Consider the following 17,753-nt stretch of genomic DNA (forward strand, 5'->3'; position numbering starts at 1 on the left):
ATAAATATTATTCCAATCACAAAGGAGTTATTTATGAATAATGAACAAAACATTCCCCATTTAATTGATGTTGTCGTCAATATCTATAAACGTCCCAATACAACTGATGGCTATTTTCAAGTCATTCGAGCCTATGATCCTTATGACGAAAGTAATTTGCGACACATTATGCACAAAATGCGGGAAAGTGGAAATTATTGGATTACTTGCGATGAGTCAGTAGAGCTAGATCTATTTCATTATATTGCCTGTCTTGATACTCAAAAATTAAAATTCCGAGATTCCCCTAATCTAGTAAAAATCTCTGCATTAGGTGAAGTAAATTATTCAAATATAGAAAGTTTAGATCCCACAATAAACATCCAAATTGAGAAAAATATTTCTAACCAACTAGACCCAAATCAAGAATATCAATACCACTTAAAAACGAAACGATTACATCCCATTCGATACAACGATAAAGGAATCTACTAATGAAAAAATTACTGTTTTTATTGCTGCTAAGTTTAACACCTTTTAGTCAAGCTGATGAACCCGAAGCTGAAACTGAGTTTGATATGAAATTAGCTGCGTTTAGGTTAGAACAAGAAGGCAACTATGTCGGTGCAGTGAAAATTTACGAAGAAATGGTTGATAAATTTAAATCTAAAAAAGCCATGCAAAAATTGTATTGGATTTATGATGCTGTGGGTTGCTCAAATTCCAAGTTTTATGCCCAATGCCAAGCAATGGAAAATCCACAATTAGCCACATATTGGTTAAAGGAAATGGTCGGGTATGGTGTGCCTAAAGATTCGTATGCCTTATCTGGTTATAGCTCTTTGATGATTCGATACGCCGAAGAAAAAAATTGGTATGAAGTAAAACGAATGGCTACTCAAATTCTTAATGCGACTGATGAAGAAATTGCCTTTGCTTATAATGAAGGAGATTTTGAGTCTTATTGGCAAGACAGGAAAAAATGGGACAGTTCTTTAACCGAAAAAGACAAAGCTAAACATTATAAAAAATATTTAAATTTAGAAGAACACTACCCAGACAAAGCATCCGCATCAGATCCTAGACGTACCGCTTATGGTCTTCTTGCTCAAATGTATTTTAATGGAGAAGGAGCGAGACAAGATTATAATTTGTCTTGGCAATATGCGACGAATGAAAAAGTAAATTGGGGGATGACGGTAGGTATTGTTGCTATTCAGCTATATGAAGGACTTGGTGTAAAACAGGATAAACAAAAAGCCTTAGACGTTATAGGTGAATATTGTGATAGAACGGGCTGGAAATCAGTATGTAATATGTACAATATTATGCAAGAAGGTGACATTTCATTTAAAAATATGAAAATTCATTGGTATTGATGGAGTTAGATAGCTACGATTTTCAGTGCAATTTTGTGCAAAAAGTGTAAGTCGAATGCAGGGATTGCAATGGTGGAAACGGTATTAAATTTTGTTGAATAACTTTATGGTTGTAACCATAAAAATATAAATGTATAATGGCATTATTATGGTTATAACCAGAAGGATTCTACATGATTAGTCGCCCCAATTATCTTGCTCAACTTAAACCTTTTATTAATAAACCTTTTATCAAGGTGATTACAGGTATTCGCCGTTCAGGTAAATCAACAGTATTAAAAATGCTGCAAGATGAATTAATACAAAATGGCGTAACGAAAGAGCAAATTATTTATCTTAACTTTGAAAGTTTCGTGACCGCAGAGTTAAAAACCGCACAAACCCTTTACGCCTTTATTAAGGATAGTATTCAAACCAATCAACAATATTATGTCTTATTTGATGAAATTCAAGAAGTGATTGACTGGGAAAAGGCGGTCAATGGGTTAATGGTTGATTTTAATCTTGATTTATATATTACGGGTTCAAACTCTCACTTATTATCATCAGAACTTTCTACTTATTTAGCTGGGCGTTATATTGAGATCCCTATTTTTACGCTCTCTTTTCAAGAGTTTCTCGCATTTAAGCAGTATTATTCTGATCAACCTTATTTGCCTTTGCCCTATTTTAATGAATATTTACGAAAAGGGGGCTTTCCAGTCGTGCATACTGCTGATTTTAATGAAGAAACTATTTATAAGATTGTACAAGATATTTATACTTCGGTCATTTTACGCGATACCGTGCAACGTCACAAAATCCGTGATGTGGAATTATTAGAACGGATTATTCGTTATGCTTTTGATAATGTGGGGAATACCTTTTCAGGCAAAAATGTGGCGGATTATTTTAAAAGCCAGCAACGCAAAATAGATTTAAATACGGTTTATAATTATTTGAATGCGTTAGAGAGTGCCTTTATTTTGTATCGAGTTGGACGATTTGACATTAAGGGAAAAGAGATTTTAAAAACACAAGAGAAATTTTATTTAGGTGATATATCCTTGCTGTATGCAACGATGGGGTTTCGTTCTAGCTTAATCGCAGGATTATTGGAGAATATTATTTATTTAGAATTAAAACGCCGCGGTTATCAGGTTTATATTGGTAAATTAGGTGATAAAGAGATTGATTTTATTGCACAAAAATCGCAACAAAAAATTTATTTGCAAGTAGCCTATAAATTGGAGAATCAAGACACAGTACAACGTGAATTTTCACCGTTACAAGCCATTCAAGATAACCATCCTAAATATGTGATCACCATGGATGAATGGTGGAATGAACATCTTGACGGCATAAAGCATTATCATATTGCAGAGTTTTTGCAAATGGCATGGTAAACTAGAAAAGCAGCAAGATAATTCAAAAGGAGGCAGTATGAAACAACATCAATATCAAGTCAATGTCAAATACCTCAGTGATCATGAGGGTAACGAAGTGAATCAAGAAATCACCTTTTCCGCTCCCAATCATGATAATATTTTTGCAATTATTGAAAGAACACAACAGCGTGAGGGTTTTACTTTAGAAATGGCACAACGTTTCGCCGTGGGATTGAAGTTAATGACCGAGGTGGTCATGGAACATCGTGATAATCCATTGTTCAAGGAACTGAAGCCCCAAATTGCAGAAATGATGAAGATTATTAAGGGAAAATCAAGAAAGGTTGAAGATTAAGACGTGTAAATGAATGGTGAAGTGCGGTGAAAAAATAAACTTTTTTCACCGCACTTTTGGGTTTGCTGTTATGAAGTTTTTATGATTATGACCATAAAAATACTATCTTTAAATAAAACTAGAAGTGTTTTTCTACTTGAACATAGTAATTACGCCCCGGACCACCAGTTGCTGTGATATCCAATGTTCCCGCAGGCTTGTATTTTTTATTCAATAGGTTGTTGACTCCAAACATTACTTTAAGATCTTGGTCAATAAAACCAAATCCTGTGTTTTGAGGTTGCCAGATACCGTTGAAATCCACTTGGGTGAAAGTACCATTCACATAGGAATAATGCTTGTCTCTTGAATAATAATCAAAGGTATCGGCTTTTGGTTTAAACCAATGTTTTACTTTCAACCCAGCGGTTAAATCCCAAGGATTATAGCTATAAGCGATACCAGCGGTGATACGATCGGCAAAAGTGGATACGCGTTTGCCAGTGACGGTATTTTTTAATTTCAAATGACCATAACTACCGCTTAATAGCAAATCACCAATGGAATATTTAAGCTCCGCTTCCACCCCAGTACGTTTCACATTGGATACGTTGAGATATTGCGCATATTGTGCTGGGTAGTTTGGATACATTCTTTCAGGTGGCTCCCCCAATTCTGGTCTGGCTTGGAGCGAAATCATATCTTTAATTTTGCCATTAAAGTAAGTGGCTTTAAAATAAATAGCATGCCCTAGATTAAACAAATTATTTTTAGATACAGAAAAACCGGTTTCATATTCTTTGGCAGTTTCGGGTTTTAAGTTTGGATTTGGAAGGTAGTAATAATGTGGGTTTAACAATCCTTGTGATGAGGTTTCATCTGGTGTCGGAGCCCGAAATGTTTCTGAATAGCCAGCGAGTAAATTAATGCCGTCTAACATTTCATAGCTCAATGCCACACGAGGAGAAAAGCGTTTTTCTTCATAAGAATGTCCTCCTGCTTTTTCTACCTTACGTTTAAAAATATCATAACGTCCTCCAAGGGTGAGAATGAGACGATTAAATTGAATATTATCTTGGAAATACAAGCCAATATCGTGGCTGGTATTCGGGAATGAGCCGGTATCGTTTTTTCCTGCCAAGGTTATAAAAGTGGCATCCATTTTTTTGTTTTTATAATCTGCACCAAGCACTAATTCATGATCTAAACGACCTGTCTGGAACTTAGCAATGTTTTTAGCAGAAAAACCGTAACGTTTATCTGAGTTGGTGTAATCGCTTAGAGATGTTGCACTTCTAGCAATACGATGATATTCCGCTTCAGAATAAAATGCTCGCAAAGTAAGATTAATCCAAGGATTGCTAGGGTTATATTGATGGGTTAATACATAGTCTTTTTGACTAAGTTTACCCCGCACAGGATTATCTTCATCATAATCATGATAAAGGGTCTGCCAACCAGTGTTGAGTTTATCGGTATAATTAAAAGCAGAGAGGGTTAAGCGATGATTGGTATTCATATCCCAACCAAATTTAGCAAAATAGCTATTAATATGTTCATCATTTTTATTATGGGTTGTGCCATCTTGCCCTCCATCTGCAATTTTCACATTGCCATGTAACGCTCGCTTAGCATGGAATAAAATATCTACTGGGGCAGTATTAGGGCGAGCATAAAGCTGTACCATACCACTTTTCATATTATTAGATTCTAAACGTCCCCCAATACTTGCACCATATTGTTGTCCCGGGCGAAGATAATCAGAGGCATCTTTTGTCGTCATGCTGATAATCCCTCCAATGGCACCCGAACCATGTAATATTGAGGACGCTCCTTTGACAGTTTCGATATCTTTAAGAATATCGTTATCGCTTCTAAAACTAGAAATATGATTGGAATAAAGCGTTGGATCTCGTGGTACATCATCTTGTTGAATAATCACGCGATCAATATCGCCATAACCAAAGCCACGAACTTTAAAATTTTGTCCAATTTGGCGGCTCATATCTCGACCAAAGTCCACATTTGGACTTTCACCTAAAACATCAATTAAGCGACTTTGACTTAACAATGAGTCCGATTCAAATTTAGAGGCTTGTCCTACAAACTTGGCACTGTCGGTTGCACTTCGATTTGCACTGACAATAATCGTATCAAGGGTGTTTTTACATTGTTTTAAGCTGGGATCTTGCTGGCATTCTTCATTTTGGGCGTAAGCCAAACTACAAGGAAGTACAGCAAGGGAAAGGCTCATTGAGAGTGTGGAAAGGGTAAATTTTTTTTTCATATTTAAACTCCATTTAAGATGTGATTAAAAATAAACAGCTAAAATGCGAGCTAATATTAATCTTAATGATAATTATAATCAATAACAATTGTTGTTTTTTTGTTAAAAATGCGGTGAAAAAATTTGTTTTTTCACCGCACTTCGTGTCGTTTAAATAAAGAAACCCTTATTCTGCCAAAAATCCCCCGCTCTGATGTTGCCATAATTTGGCATATAAGCCATTTTGTGCCAATAATTCAACGTGGGTACCTTGTTCTACAATTTGTCCTTGATCTAACACAATTAAACGATCCATCGCGGCAATGGTGGATAAACGATGGGCGATGGCGATCACGGTTTTGTTTTCCATCATTTTATCAAGACTTTGCTGAATGGCTGCTTCCACTTCACTGTCTAACGCACTCGTCGCTTCGTCAAGTAACAAAATTGGGGCATTTTTTAACATCACTCGGGCAATGGCAATACGTTGGCGTTGTCCGCCGGAGAGTTTTACGCCACGTTCGCCCACATGTGCATCATAGCCTCGGCGACCATTTGCATCACTCAATAACGGAATGAAATCTGCTGCTTCGGCACGCTTGGCAGCATTAAGCATATCTTGTTCGGTGGCGTTGGGGCGACCATAGATAATATTTTCACGTACAGAACGGTGTAGCAACGACGTATCCTGTGTGACCAAACCTATTTGGCTACGTAGGCTTTCTTGTTGTACATCAAGTATGTTTTGTCCATCAATGGTGATAGTACCTTGTTGGGTTTCATAGAAACGTAATAATAAATTGACAATGGTGGATTTACCCGCACCAGAACGACCAATTAACCCTACTTTTTCACCTGCCTTAATGGTTAAGTTAAATTGTTGTAACAGTGGTTTTTCGGGCGTATAAGCAAAACTGACGTTATCAAAACGAATTTCCCCTTGGGTAATTCGTAACGTCGTGGCATTCGGTTTATCTACAATGGTATGTGGTTTTGATAAGGTTTGCATACCGTCATTTACCGTACCAATATTTTCAAATAGGCGAGCAGATTCCCACATAATCCAATGTGCCAAACCGTTCACTCGTAGTGCCATAGCCGTGGATGTCGCGATAGCTCCTACGCCAACCGCTCCCCGTTGCCACAGCATCACGCCTAAAACGGCAGTGCTTAAAGTTAAGAAGATATTGCTCGCATAAGTTAATACATCTAAGCTTGTGCCTAAGCGCATTTGTGCATGAACAGTCCGCATAAATTCTTCCATCGATCTTTTCGCATAGGAGGCTTCACGTTCGCCATGTGAGAATAATTTGACGGTAGCAATATTTGAATAGGCATCCGTTACTCGCCCTGTCATAAGCGAACGAGCATCAGCTTGATGTTCGGCAGTTTTGGCTAATTTAGGAATAAGATAGTATAAAATACAGCCAAACATAATAGCCCATAGAATAAAGGGCACCAGAAACCAACTATCAAAGGCGACTAATACTGCTCCTGACGTGATAAAATAAACCCCAACATAAATCACCATGTTGGCTACAGTGAGAACGGTGTCTCGTACTGCAAGAGCCGTTTGCATCACTTTAGCAGAGACACGACCGGCAAATTCATCTTGGTAAAAACTTAAACTTTGTCCCAGCATTAAACGGTGGAAATTCCAACGTAACCGCATCGGAAAAACCCCTTGTAGGGTTTGCAAACGAACCATAGATGTAAGAAATGTCCAACCGATACTTAATACCAAAATAGCGAACATTCCGATTAAATAATGTCCTTTTTCAGTCCATAAGGTTTCTGGTGTATAAGCACCGAGCCAATCGACCAACTTCCCCATAAATTGAAACATGAGGGCTTCCATAACCCCCACGCCAATGGTTAAAAAAGCGAAAAACGCAATCCAAGCTTTCGTGCCTTCTAAATTTGACCATAAAAACCTCCATAACCCTTTTTCTGGGGTTTTAGGGGGCGTATCTGGGTAGGCATTAATTCGATTCTCAAACCAAGAAAATATTTTATTTAGCATGCTGTGATACCTATAAGAAAACAAAAGGCAACGGGAACGTTGCCTTAAACTGATGGTATTATAACGCAAAATCTCGCAAAAAAGCACCGCACTTTTGTATTTTGAATTAAAGTGCGGCAAAAATAAGGGTTATTCTAACGCTTTGCCTTTGAGTTCTGGTATTAAAAAGAATGTCGCTAGCATATCAAGCACATAGATCGTGGCAAGAAATGCGATAGCAATTGGGAACGAATAAGCTGAAACTACCGCCCCAACCACAATGGGTCCAAAGCCTCCCACTGCACGTCCGATATTAAATAAGACATTTTGCGCAGTAGCACGTGCTTCGGTTGGATAAGCTTCTGACATTAATGCTCCATAACCACCCATCATACCATTCACAAAGGCGCCTAAAAACGCACCTGCAAACAACATAGCCGTTGGGTCAGTTAATTGGGAATAGGTCACAATGCTGATCACCGCACCCAATTGGAAAATGAGGAAACTTGGTTTACGTCCGATAGCATCTGCTAACCGACCAAAAATCCAAATGCCAGCCATCATGCCACAAATTGTTACTGCCGTCCAAAGCCCAGATTTGGTTAAACTAAAACCGAGTTGTTTAGATAAAAAGTTAGGCAACCAAATCATAATGCCGTAATAACCAAAGTTTTGTACTGATGTCAGGACAATAATTCCAAGGCTGACTTTTGTGGTGTTTTTATCTTTGATTAATAATTTGAAAGGTGATTTTTTCGGTTTATTGGTACTCGCTTGTTTTTTAACAAACACCTCAGGTTCATGTAACTTAGCACGCAAATACCAAGCCACAAAAGCAGGGAAAATTCCCACTAAGAACATACCTCGCCAACCGATAATCGGTAATAATAATGGGGTCAATAATGCTGCAGCGAGGACCCCAATTTGCCAACCTAGTGCGACATAAGATGACGCTTTAGCTCGATGACGAGCCGGCCATGCTTCCGCTGCCAATGCCATACCGATACCAAATTCGCCACCTAAACCTATACCCGCAATGGTACGATAAATCAGTAAATCCCAATAACCTTGAGCAAAAGCACAAAGTCCGGTGAATACCGCAAATAATACAATTGTCCAAGTCAGTACTCGCACTCGACCATATTTGTCGCTTAATGCACCAAAAATTAGCCCACCGGCTACCGCACCAATCAGAGTCCAAGTGACTAATGAACCGCCTTGCGCTGGGGTTAACGCTAAATCCGCTGAAATCGCGCTGAGCATAAAGCCGAGAATCAATAAGTCAAAACCGTCCATGGCATAGCCAACGGCGGATCCTAATAAGGCTTTCCAGCTATATTTATCAACATGATGAGTTGTCATGATTTGATCCTTTTGTTGCTCACAGGCAACGTTTAAAGTTAAAAGAAAGGTATTTTTTCATTTCCTGAAGGGAAATCGGCGGTATTTTAGAGAGTCTTGCTTAATTTGGCAACTGAATTTTTTACCTTGCCGGTATTCTATTTTTCTTTAATCGCCATAAATTGAGCGCCTTTAGCAATCATCCGCAGTTGTAAAATTACCCGTTCTTTTAATGCCGTCCGATCTTTTTCATCCATATCTAAGGCTTTCGACATGGCACTAAAAGTTAATGTGACACTGGCTTCTGCTTGCATGTAGCCAACATATCTGGAGTAATTAAAACGATAAGTAATAAATTCGCCTAATTCTTCGATAAAATGCTTAATTTCTCGCGAAACTGCGGTGCGAAACAGTAAAGAAATACCGGTACTTTCACGTAATAGCAAACGAAATACATTCGGGTTGTTTTCAATAAACTCAAAGAACGTATCAATGGATACCTCGATCACACTACCGCCATTACGCAAGCGTTTCTGGGCTTGTCGCATTAATTGACGTAAGGTTAGCCCCGCTTCATCCACCATGGTTAACCCGAGTTCTTCCATATCTTTAAAATGACGATAAAAGGAAGTGGGAGCGATACCTGCTTCTCGTGAAACTTCACGTAAACTCAAGTTAGCAAAACTTTTTTCCGCGGTTAATTGATTAAACGCCGCATTAATTAATGCTTGGCGTGTTTTTTCTTTTTGTAAAGCGCGAATTCCAGCCATATTATTTATCTTCTAAAATTGGTTTAACCGCATCAGCAATGGCCTGTGCAATACGTTCATAACGTTGACGTAATGGTGAGCCGGGGCGATAAATTAACATAATAGAACGTTTCGGTTCGAGATCCACACAAGGAATATATTTCACCCCTTGACGATTACCTTCGTTATGCACCGCTAATTCGGGCATTAATGTTATACCGGCATTGGAGGCGACCATATTACGTAGCGTTTCTAGGCTAGTGGCTTGAAAATGTGAATTTTCTTTTGCCCCAGCAGAGAAACAATAGCCTAAGGCTTGTTCACGTAAACAATGTCCATCATCTAACATTAAAATTTCTTTATTTTTCAATGCGGAGATGGGAATTTGTGGTTCATTGGCCCAAGGATGTTTTTCTGATACTGCAATCAGCATTTTTTCATAAAAAAGTGGCACTTCAATAAAAGATTGGGTTTCTTCCACTGATGCTACAATGGCACAGTCTAAATGCCCGGTTTCTAATTGATCAATTAAATGTGCTGTTTGCTGTTCATATAAAAATAACTCTAATTCAGGGAATTTTTGCGTTAACAGGGGCATAATATGCGGGAGTAAATATGGACCGACGGTCGGAATTACCCCAATATGCAACGGTCCCGTCATATCTTTCCCCTGATTGCTTGCCATTTCTTTGAGTAATTTAACTTCACGTAACACGGTTTTCGCTTGATCTACTAACAACAAACCAGATTGTGTAAACAACACTTTGCGACTGGTACGTTCTAATAAAATAATACCGAGTTCATCTTCTAATTTGCGAATTTGTCCGCTTAATGTTGGTTGACTTACATGGCAAGCATCTGCTGCTCGGCGAAAATGTTTGTATTCAGCGAGTGCGACCAAATATTCTAAATCACGAATATTCATAAAAAAGTTCCTTATAGGTATAAACAATTAAAAGGATAGAATTAATTGATTGTAACTATACCACAAAATTACCTATAATCCACTCAGTAAAAACAACTAACCACTTAAATTGGAGAAAATTATGTCAAATATGGAAGGAAAAAAAGTTCCTCAAGTTACATTCCACACTCGCCAAGGCGACGCATGGGTTGATGTAACATCAGCAGAATTATTCGACAACAAAACTGTTGTGTTATTCTCATTACCAGGTGCATTCACCCCAACTTGTTCATCAACACACTTACCACGTTACAACGAATTAGCATGTGAATTCAAAGCGTTAGGTGTTGATGATATTATTTGTATGTCTGTTAATGACACATTCGTTATGAACGCATGGAAAGCAGACCAAGAATCAGAAAATATTACCGTTATTCCAGATGGTAATGGTGAATTTACCGAAGGTATGGGTATGCTTGTTGGTAAAGAAGATTTAGGCTTTGGCAAACGTTCATGGCGTTATTCTGCGTTAGTACGCAATGGTGTAGTAGAAAAAATGTTCATTGAACCACAAGAGCCAGGCGACCCGTTCAAAGTATCTGATGCCGACACCATGATCAAATACTTAAATCCAAAATGGGAAGCAAAACCATCAGTTTCTATCTTCACTAAACCAGGTTGCCCATTCTGTGCGAAAGCAAAAGGTTTATTAAAAGTGAAAGGCTATACCTTTGAAGAAATCGTATTAGGTCGTGATGCTTCAACTATCTCTGTACGTGCTATTACAGGCAAAACATCTGTTCCACAAGTCTTTATTGGTGGTCAGTACATCGGTGGTAGCGAAGATTTAGAGAAATATTTAGCTTAATTTAAGCTAAATATTCGGTATTTTCTCACCGCACTTTGGGTAAATTGCTCAAAGTGCGGTTTTTTTGACTAATTTTTATCTAATTTGTTGTATATTATGCTTTATTGAGAATTGCCTTATGCTCTTGAATAATCGCCATAAACGGTTGAGCGAATCGTTCCCATTTAATTGCCCCTACGCCATTAATTTGTAGCATTTCCACTTTATTGGTTGGTAAGTACAGGGACATTTCTTGTAAGGTCGCATCACTAAATACAATATATGGCGGAATATTTTCTCGGTCGGCAATTTGTTTGCGTAAAAAACGTAAGCGAGCAAATAAATCTTTATCGTAATTGGTCACTGCACTACGTTGTGGGGCAGAAACCGTTGCAATAGCGGATAAGCGTGGCGTTGCCAGCTCTAAAGGGATTTCACCACGTAAAATTGGTCTGGCACTTTCGGTGAGTTGTAATTGTACGCCAACGTCATTCATGACTTGATGAATAAAACCGAGATGAATTAATTGGCGAATCACTGATTGCCAATATTCTTTGCTTTTGTCTTTGCCAATGCCATAGACGCTTAGTTTATCATGTTGGTAATCACGAATACGTTGATTATTCATGCCGCGCATAACGCCTATCACGTATTGCATACCAAAGCGTTGACCCGTGCGATAAATAGTAGAAAGGATTTTTTGTGCATCCATTAAGCCATCATACTTTTTCGGTGGATCTAAGCAAATATCACAGTTATTGCAAGGTTTTTGACGATTTTCGCCGAAATAATTGAGTAATACTAAACGGCGACAAGTTTGGCTTTCGGCAAATTCACCGATGGCTTCTAGTTTGTGTTGTTTAATTTCTCGTTGCGGCGATTCAGGTTCTTCCAGTAGCATTTTGTGTAACCAGCCGTAATCGGCGGGTTCATAAAATAATACCGCTTCGGCAGGTAAATCATCTCGTCCCGCTCGTCCTGTTTCTTGATAATAGGCTTCGATACTGCGAGATAAATCAAAGTGAGCAACAAATCGCACGTTAGATTTATTAATTCCCATACCAAAAGCAATGGTGGCAACCACCACTTGAATATTATCTCGCTGAAAGGCTCGTTGCACACGTTCACGTTCGGCAAAATCCATGCCTGCATGATAGAAATCTGCGGATACCCCACGTTTTTTTAAGGCTTCAGCGACTTTTTCCGATTTATTGCGACTGTTGCAATATACAATGCCACTTTTGCCTTTTTGTGCCGCCACGAAATTACAGAGCTGTTCCATTGGCTTGAATTTTTCCACTAAGGTGTAACGAATATTCGGGCGATCAAAGCTGCCTACATATAAGTGCGGGTGATTTAAACGAAGATTTTGCCAAATATCCTGTCTGGTGGTGTTATCAGCAGTGGCGGTTAATGCCATAATTGGCACATTGGGAAAAGTAGCCTTTAATCCGCCGAGTTGAGCATATTCAGGACGGAAATCATGCCCCCATTGGGAGATGCAATGGGCTTCGTCAATAGCAATAAAGCTGACTAAACAATGGGAAATAAAAGAAAAAAAGTGATTTGTCATCACCTTCTCAGGGGAAAGATAAAGTAATTTGAGTTGACCAGAAATGGCTTTATTTTGCACCTGTTGTTGCTGTTCAAAGGTTTGTGTGGAATTGAGATAATCCGCAGTGATGCCGTTGGCTAACAGTTGATCGACTTGATCTTTCATCAAGGAAATTAATGGTGAAATAACTAAGGTTAGACCTGAAAAACACAAGGCTGGAATTTGATAACACAGGGATTTCCCGTTCCCTGTCGCCATCACGACAAGGCTATCTTGTCCATGTAATGCAGATTGAATGACTTCTTGTTGCCCTTTGCGGAAAGATTGATAGCCGAATACATCCTTTAATACTTGTAAAGGATCAGCAAGTGCGGTGGAAAAATCGTGTTTTTTTGGCACCGTACTATTGTCGTTCAAATCAAAGGAAGACAGCGATTCCATTAGCCAAATGTCGCTTCTTCACCGTGAGCCGCACAGGCTTCACTTAAACAATCGTAAAAGCGTTTACCATCGTGGTTAATCCAGTCGTTATCTTTCCAAGCAAAATGTAAACCACCTAAACGGCTAGCCAGCCAGAGTTCTAACATGGATTCTTGTTTATTAATGACAATTTGTGTACGATTGCCAAAAGTCATGGTAAACACCGATCCTTGACGTTCAAAATCTACGTCCACATCTTGCTCATCACATTGTTCTTCAATGTGATCCCACACTTGTTCAATATTTTGATGAAATTCAGCTAGGTTCATTTTTGTTCTCTCAGTAAATGCAATTTTAGGGTAAATTATAGAGAGTTTTAGTGATTAAGGATAGAGGAAACTTGCATAGAATAGGGGGGATGTAGGGCATTTATTTTGTTTACATCGGTAGATTTGTAAAATTGCCCTACATTTAGTTAAAATTTATAATCAAAATTCACTCGCACGGTGCGACCTGGTGCAGTGTTTAACCCCATATTATTGACATCTAAATAATAACGATTAAATAGATTATCCACATTAAAATTGACTTTGAGGTTTTCTGTAACTTGATAGGAAGCGAATAAATCCACCAAGGAATAAGCGTTCCATTCAATACTGGAGGTGCGATCTTCGGTTAATTTTAAAGTAGGCACATAGCGTTTTCCGTAGTAACTATAACGAGCGCCGAGATCCAGTTTATTATCAAACAAACGAGTTCCTAAGGTAATATGGTAGGTTAATTTGGACGGCATTTGGTTATTTAAATTACTGTCTTTAATATTGGTTGAGCATAGTTGTTCACGATCAGTTTGATGAGCGTATAAGCAATAGCGAATTTTTGTGTATCTCGTGGCGGATAATTTGGCATAGAAACGTTGCATATCAAAGTAAGCTGATGATTCAATACCTTTAAAGGTTGCACTGCGAATATTAAAAGTTTGTGCTGTTTGTCCGCCGGTGGTGGTACGAGTGATATAGTCTTTAATATTGTTGTCAAAATAATTGAGTTTAAAGCCGAGAACATTATCAAAATTGCCGATATTTTCAAAGAAAATATTTGTACCCACTTCCCAATCTCGTGTTTTTTCAGGTCTTAGCACTTGTAACGCATTATCAGTCACTTGCATGCTAAAGCCTTTTGTACCTTGGAACAGGCTAGGAGCTTTGGTGGCTCTGGCGTGTTTTACAAAGAGTTGTATTCCATCCATTGGTTCATAAGTTAGCATGGCAATCGGCGAGAAACCGTTGACTTTAATGGGTTCTTGATACTCGGTTTTGGTAGCCCCGCCTGCACCAAAAATCACATTGGGCTGATAATCGTTAATTTCAGTTCGGGTATAACGCAAACCAAGATCTAGCTTAAGCTGTTTTACGAATGGATAGTTCGCATTGACAAAAACACTATTTTCACGGCGTTTTCCGTTGCGAATATAAAAAGGTGCAACGGCATCGTCAGGATAACCTTTGGCACGAACTCGGGAGAGTGTATCTCTTGGCTGGCTAATTCTCCCGTAAGCATGAGAAATACCATAAGTTAAGGTTAATGGCTGTTGATTTAAGTTAAATTGGCTAGTATTTTTTAAGCTGATTCCTTTCTGTCTGATGACTGAGAAATGAGCATGACGGCTAGACCAAGAGTAGCCTAATTCCTCAAGGTAAGGTGTGAAATTAGATGAATCCACACGGCTATAATAGGTTTGTAGGTTTAAATTTATGTAGGGATTATTAGGATTATATTGATAGCCAATGGTATAAGTATCCGCTTTGACTTCAGTGCCTTCCCCTTGTAATGCTCCTACGCCACGGAAATTCAAAATAGATGGCATAATTTCACCAAATTGACTATGGTAACGACTATAACCTAGGCTGAGTTTATGCTGATCGTTATAAAGATTAATTTTACCTAAATAAGATTTGGTATTTTGTGATGTATTGAGTGCTTCTTCGCCCGCACGATATAGGGTACTATGATTTTCTTTAAGCGTGATAATGCCCATATCAATATCTTTATTAATGCGTTGATAATTCGGATAATTATAGACCGACATGGCATTATCTTCTTGTTCTTGATCGGTGATATCATCTAAGGATGTTTTGCCCCATCGTGCTAGAGTATCTTCCACATCCATGGAAATGGATTCTTCCTCTTCTATTTCATGGCTAGCAATTTCAGGCAGTTGACCATGTTTACCTATATAATAATTGCCTTGTTTACGTTTTGCATAAGCTAACACCACATCCGCGTTTTCCCATTTATTAGCAAACGCAATGCTAGTATTGTAAGAATTAAATTTGGGGGAATGAGAAGAATAGCGAGCATCTGGTGCATAACTTTGCTCTTGGCATAACCCAGCAGCATTTTCACGACATGAGGCAATATATCTAGTTTGATATCCTCCAACGGTATAATTATCAGGTGGAGAAACTGTATTACTCATTGTTCCCATTTGAATTCTAACACCCCAAGTTTTTCCTTCTGGAATAATATCTTTCCAACCGATAGTAGACATTCTCACCACGCCACCAATTGCCCCAACCCCATCACTTTCCATTGATGGACCTTTTTCAATTTCGGCTGTACTGATTAAATCGGGATCCAAATAGGTTCTCGTGGATGAACCAGCATAACCTTGCCAAGATGGCACAGATTGCAAGGCATTATCTACAAAAATAGGCACGCGATCTTCATTAGCTAAACCACGAATATTTACTGTTAATGCACCACTATTGCGTTTATTGCTTGCGGTGACACCACTAATTCCAGTAAGAAAATCACCCACTGAGCTACCACGAAATTGGGTAATATTGGACTGTTGTAAATAAGAGTAAGAACCTGATTTTAAATATGATTTTGTTTCGTTATCATCATAATTCCGTTGTTCTTTGACCAAGATGGTCTCAAGTTGTGAGATTTTTTTAGGCAGTTCATTTTTCGGAACATCTGAACTTGCGTGAGCTAAAATAGGCAATAAGCCAATAATGAGATAAGCACCTTTATCCATATATAATCCATTTAAATATTAATACAAATGATTTGCATTAATATATTATAAGTTATTTCATAAATCAAGAGTCCTATTGTTATGAGGTAAATTGTGTAAATTAGATAAACTATGTTGATTGTTTCATTGGAAAATAGTGTAGAATATCTTAAAGAATTAATAGGATAACAAATTATGAAAAAAACGATTTTTTTAACCGCACTTTTAGTGCTAGCAACCTTTATAATAGGCTGTGGCGTGAAAGGACCTTTATATTACCCACAAGAGAATACCCAACAAACCCAACAAAAATAGGATTTCTAAATGGATTTCTTTCAATATCAGAACAATAAATTTTTTGCTGAAGCATTGCCTGTAAGTCAGTTAGCACAGCAATTTGGTACGCCACTTTATGTCTATTCTAAAGCAACTTTGGAGCGTCATTGGTATGCTTTTGATAAGGCTTTTGGAGATCATCCGCATCTGATTTGCTTTGCGGTAAAAGCAAATTCAAACATTGCTGTGTTGCAAACCATGGCAAGATTAGGCTCGGGGTTTGATATTGTGTCGCAAGGGGAATTAGAGCGTGTGCTGAAAGCGGGCGGTGATCCTGCGAAAGTGGTATTCTCTGGTGTAGCGAAAACAGAAATAGAAATTGCTCGTGCGTTGGAAGTCGGGATTCGTTGTTTTAATGTAGAAAGCCTGCCTGAACTCTATCGGATTAATGAAGTTGCTGGTAAAATGGCGAAAATTGCACCGATTTCGTTACGTGTTAATCCTGATGTAGATGCACATACGCACCCTTATATTTCTACTGGATTGAAAGAAAATAAATTTGGTGTAAGCGTGGAACAGGCTCAAGATGTATATCGCCAAGCTAGTCAATTAGCCCATATTCAAGTTGTTGGAATGGATTGTCATATTGGTTCGCAACTCACTGAATTGCAACCATTTTTAGATGCTGCCGATCGTTTAATTCATTTAATGCAACAATTAAATGCAGACGGTATTCAGCTGAAACACCTAGATTTAGGTGGTGGTCTAGGTGTGCCTTATACCAACGAAACACCGCCACATCCGACTGAATATGCCAAAGCATTACTTGAAAAATTGCAACAATTTGATTTGGAAATTATCCTTGAACCAGGGCGTGCAATCACGGCGAATGCGGGGATTTTAGTGACTAAAGTGGAATATATAAAAACCAACGAAAGCCGAAACTTTGCTATTGTTGATGCAGGTATGAACGATATGATTCGCCCTGCTTTGTATCAGGCTTATATGAATATTATTGAAGCGGATCGCAGTTTGGCACGTGAAAAAGCCGTTTATGATGTTGTTGGTCCTGTGTGTGAAACGTCAGATTTTCTTGGAAAACAACGTGAATTGGCGATAGCGCAAGGGGATTTTTTGGTGCAACGTTCCGCTGGTGCTTATGGGGCGAGCATGAGTTCAAATTATAATTCTCGCCCACGTACCGCAGAAATCATAGTAGATGGTGATCAGGCTCATTTGATTCGGCAGCGTGAGAGCTATGAGAATTTATGGCAATTAGAACGTTTATTGCCGTAAATAATGATAAAAAAGT

Annotated in this window: 15 protein-coding genes; 7 read left to right on the plus strand and 8 right to left on the minus strand. The window is 38.4% G+C overall.

From position 1 onward, the window contains the following. Positions 1 to 33: 33 nt before the first annotated feature. The 4 genes from O1Q79_RS09430 (at position 34) to O1Q79_RS09445 (ending at position 3,080) form a co-directional block, all read left to right on the plus strand. The gene (locus O1Q79_RS09430) at positions 34 to 474 is read left to right on the plus strand and encodes a hypothetical protein (RefSeq protein WP_386691989.1); all 441 of its coding nucleotides are present in this window, start codon (positions 34 to 36) and stop codon (positions 472 to 474) included. Next, entirely contained in the window at positions 474 to 1,358 is an 885-nt protein-coding gene (locus O1Q79_RS09435) for a hypothetical protein (protein WP_386691991.1), read from the plus strand. The genes O1Q79_RS09430 and O1Q79_RS09435 overlap by 1 nt, the downstream gene beginning before the upstream one ends. Positions 1,359 to 1,531: 173 nt before the next feature. Beyond that, positions 1,532 to 2,743: an ATP-binding protein gene (locus tag O1Q79_RS09440; RefSeq protein ID WP_386691993.1), complete on the plus strand. Its 1,212-nt coding sequence runs from the start codon at positions 1,532 to 1,534 to the stop codon at positions 2,741 to 2,743. 37 nt (positions 2,744 to 2,780) lie between these two features. Then, the gene (locus O1Q79_RS09445; RefSeq protein ID WP_386691995.1) at positions 2,781 to 3,080 is read left to right on the plus strand and encodes a DUF3861 domain-containing protein; all 300 of its coding nucleotides are present in this window, start codon (positions 2,781 to 2,783) and stop codon (positions 3,078 to 3,080) included. A gap of 118 nt (positions 3,081 to 3,198) precedes the next feature. On the opposite strand, the gene O1Q79_RS09450 is transcribed toward O1Q79_RS09445, so the two are convergent. The 5 genes from O1Q79_RS09450 to oxyR all read right to left on the minus strand — a co-directional run bounded on the left by O1Q79_RS09450 (position 3,199) and on the right by oxyR (position 10,342). Beyond that, on the minus strand, positions 3,199 to 5,346 hold the full coding sequence (locus O1Q79_RS09450; RefSeq protein ID WP_386691997.1) for a TonB-dependent receptor domain-containing protein: 2,148 nt from the start codon (positions 5,344 to 5,346) through the stop codon (positions 3,199 to 3,201). 166 nt (positions 5,347 to 5,512) lie between these two features. After that, a complete protein-coding gene (locus O1Q79_RS09455; protein WP_386691999.1) occupies positions 5,513 to 7,348 on the minus strand; it encodes an ABC transporter ATP-binding protein in 1,836 nt (611 codons plus the stop codon). Positions 7,349 to 7,477: 129 nt separating this feature from the next. After that, on the minus strand, positions 7,478 to 8,689 hold the full coding sequence (locus O1Q79_RS09460; RefSeq protein WP_386692001.1) for an MFS transporter: 1,212 nt from the start codon (positions 8,687 to 8,689) through the stop codon (positions 7,478 to 7,480). 137 nt (positions 8,690 to 8,826) lie between these two features. Next, positions 8,827 to 9,438: an HTH-type transcriptional repressor FabR gene (gene fabR, locus O1Q79_RS09465; RefSeq protein ID WP_132299362.1), complete on the minus strand. Its 612-nt coding sequence runs from the start codon at positions 9,436 to 9,438 to the stop codon at positions 8,827 to 8,829. 1 nt (position 9,439) lies between these two features. Further along, positions 9,440 to 10,342, minus strand: coding sequence for a DNA-binding transcriptional regulator OxyR (gene oxyR, locus O1Q79_RS09470; protein ID WP_386692004.1), 903 nt, complete (start codon positions 10,340 to 10,342; stop codon positions 9,440 to 9,442). Positions 10,343 to 10,463: 121 nt separating this feature from the next. Here oxyR and O1Q79_RS09475 point away from each other — a divergent pair, with 121 nt between their 5' ends. Then, positions 10,464 to 11,189 (plus strand): glutathione peroxidase, encoded by a 726-nt coding sequence (locus O1Q79_RS09475; RefSeq protein ID WP_386688469.1) that lies wholly within the window; start codon positions 10,464 to 10,466, stop codon positions 11,187 to 11,189. Between the two features lie 94 nt (positions 11,190 to 11,283). On the opposite strand, the gene recQ is transcribed toward O1Q79_RS09475, so the two are convergent. The 3 genes from recQ to O1Q79_RS09490 form a co-directional block, all read right to left on the minus strand. Beyond that, entirely contained in the window at positions 11,284 to 13,164 is a 1,881-nt protein-coding gene (recQ, locus tag O1Q79_RS09480) for a DNA helicase RecQ (protein ID WP_386692006.1), read from the minus strand. Then, entirely contained in the window at positions 13,164 to 13,472 is a 309-nt protein-coding gene (gene cyaY / locus O1Q79_RS09485) for an iron donor protein CyaY (RefSeq protein ID WP_386688465.1), read from the minus strand. Before cyaY ends, recQ begins: the two co-directional genes overlap by 1 nt. 146 nt (positions 13,473 to 13,618) lie before the next feature. After that, positions 13,619 to 16,186, minus strand: coding sequence for a TonB-dependent receptor domain-containing protein (locus O1Q79_RS09490; RefSeq protein ID WP_386692008.1), 2,568 nt, complete (start codon positions 16,184 to 16,186; stop codon positions 13,619 to 13,621). A gap of 174 nt (positions 16,187 to 16,360) precedes the next feature. On the opposite strand from O1Q79_RS09490, the gene O1Q79_RS09495 reads away from it, so the two are divergent. Both O1Q79_RS09495 and lysA read left to right on the plus strand, forming a co-directional pair. Then, positions 16,361 to 16,480: a lipoprotein gene (locus O1Q79_RS09495; RefSeq protein ID WP_386692010.1), complete on the plus strand. Its 120-nt coding sequence runs from the start codon at positions 16,361 to 16,363 to the stop codon at positions 16,478 to 16,480. Positions 16,481 to 16,489: 9 nt separating this feature from the next. Further along, positions 16,490 to 17,737, plus strand: a complete 1,248-nt coding sequence (lysA, locus tag O1Q79_RS09500) for a diaminopimelate decarboxylase (RefSeq protein ID WP_386692012.1) — start codon at positions 16,490 to 16,492, stop codon at positions 17,735 to 17,737. The last annotated feature ends 16 nt before the right edge of the window (positions 17,738 to 17,753 follow it).

Source organism: Lonepinella sp. MS14434, from assembly GCF_042468235.1.
GTDB lineage: Bacteria > Pseudomonadota > Gammaproteobacteria > Enterobacterales > Pasteurellaceae > Lonepinella.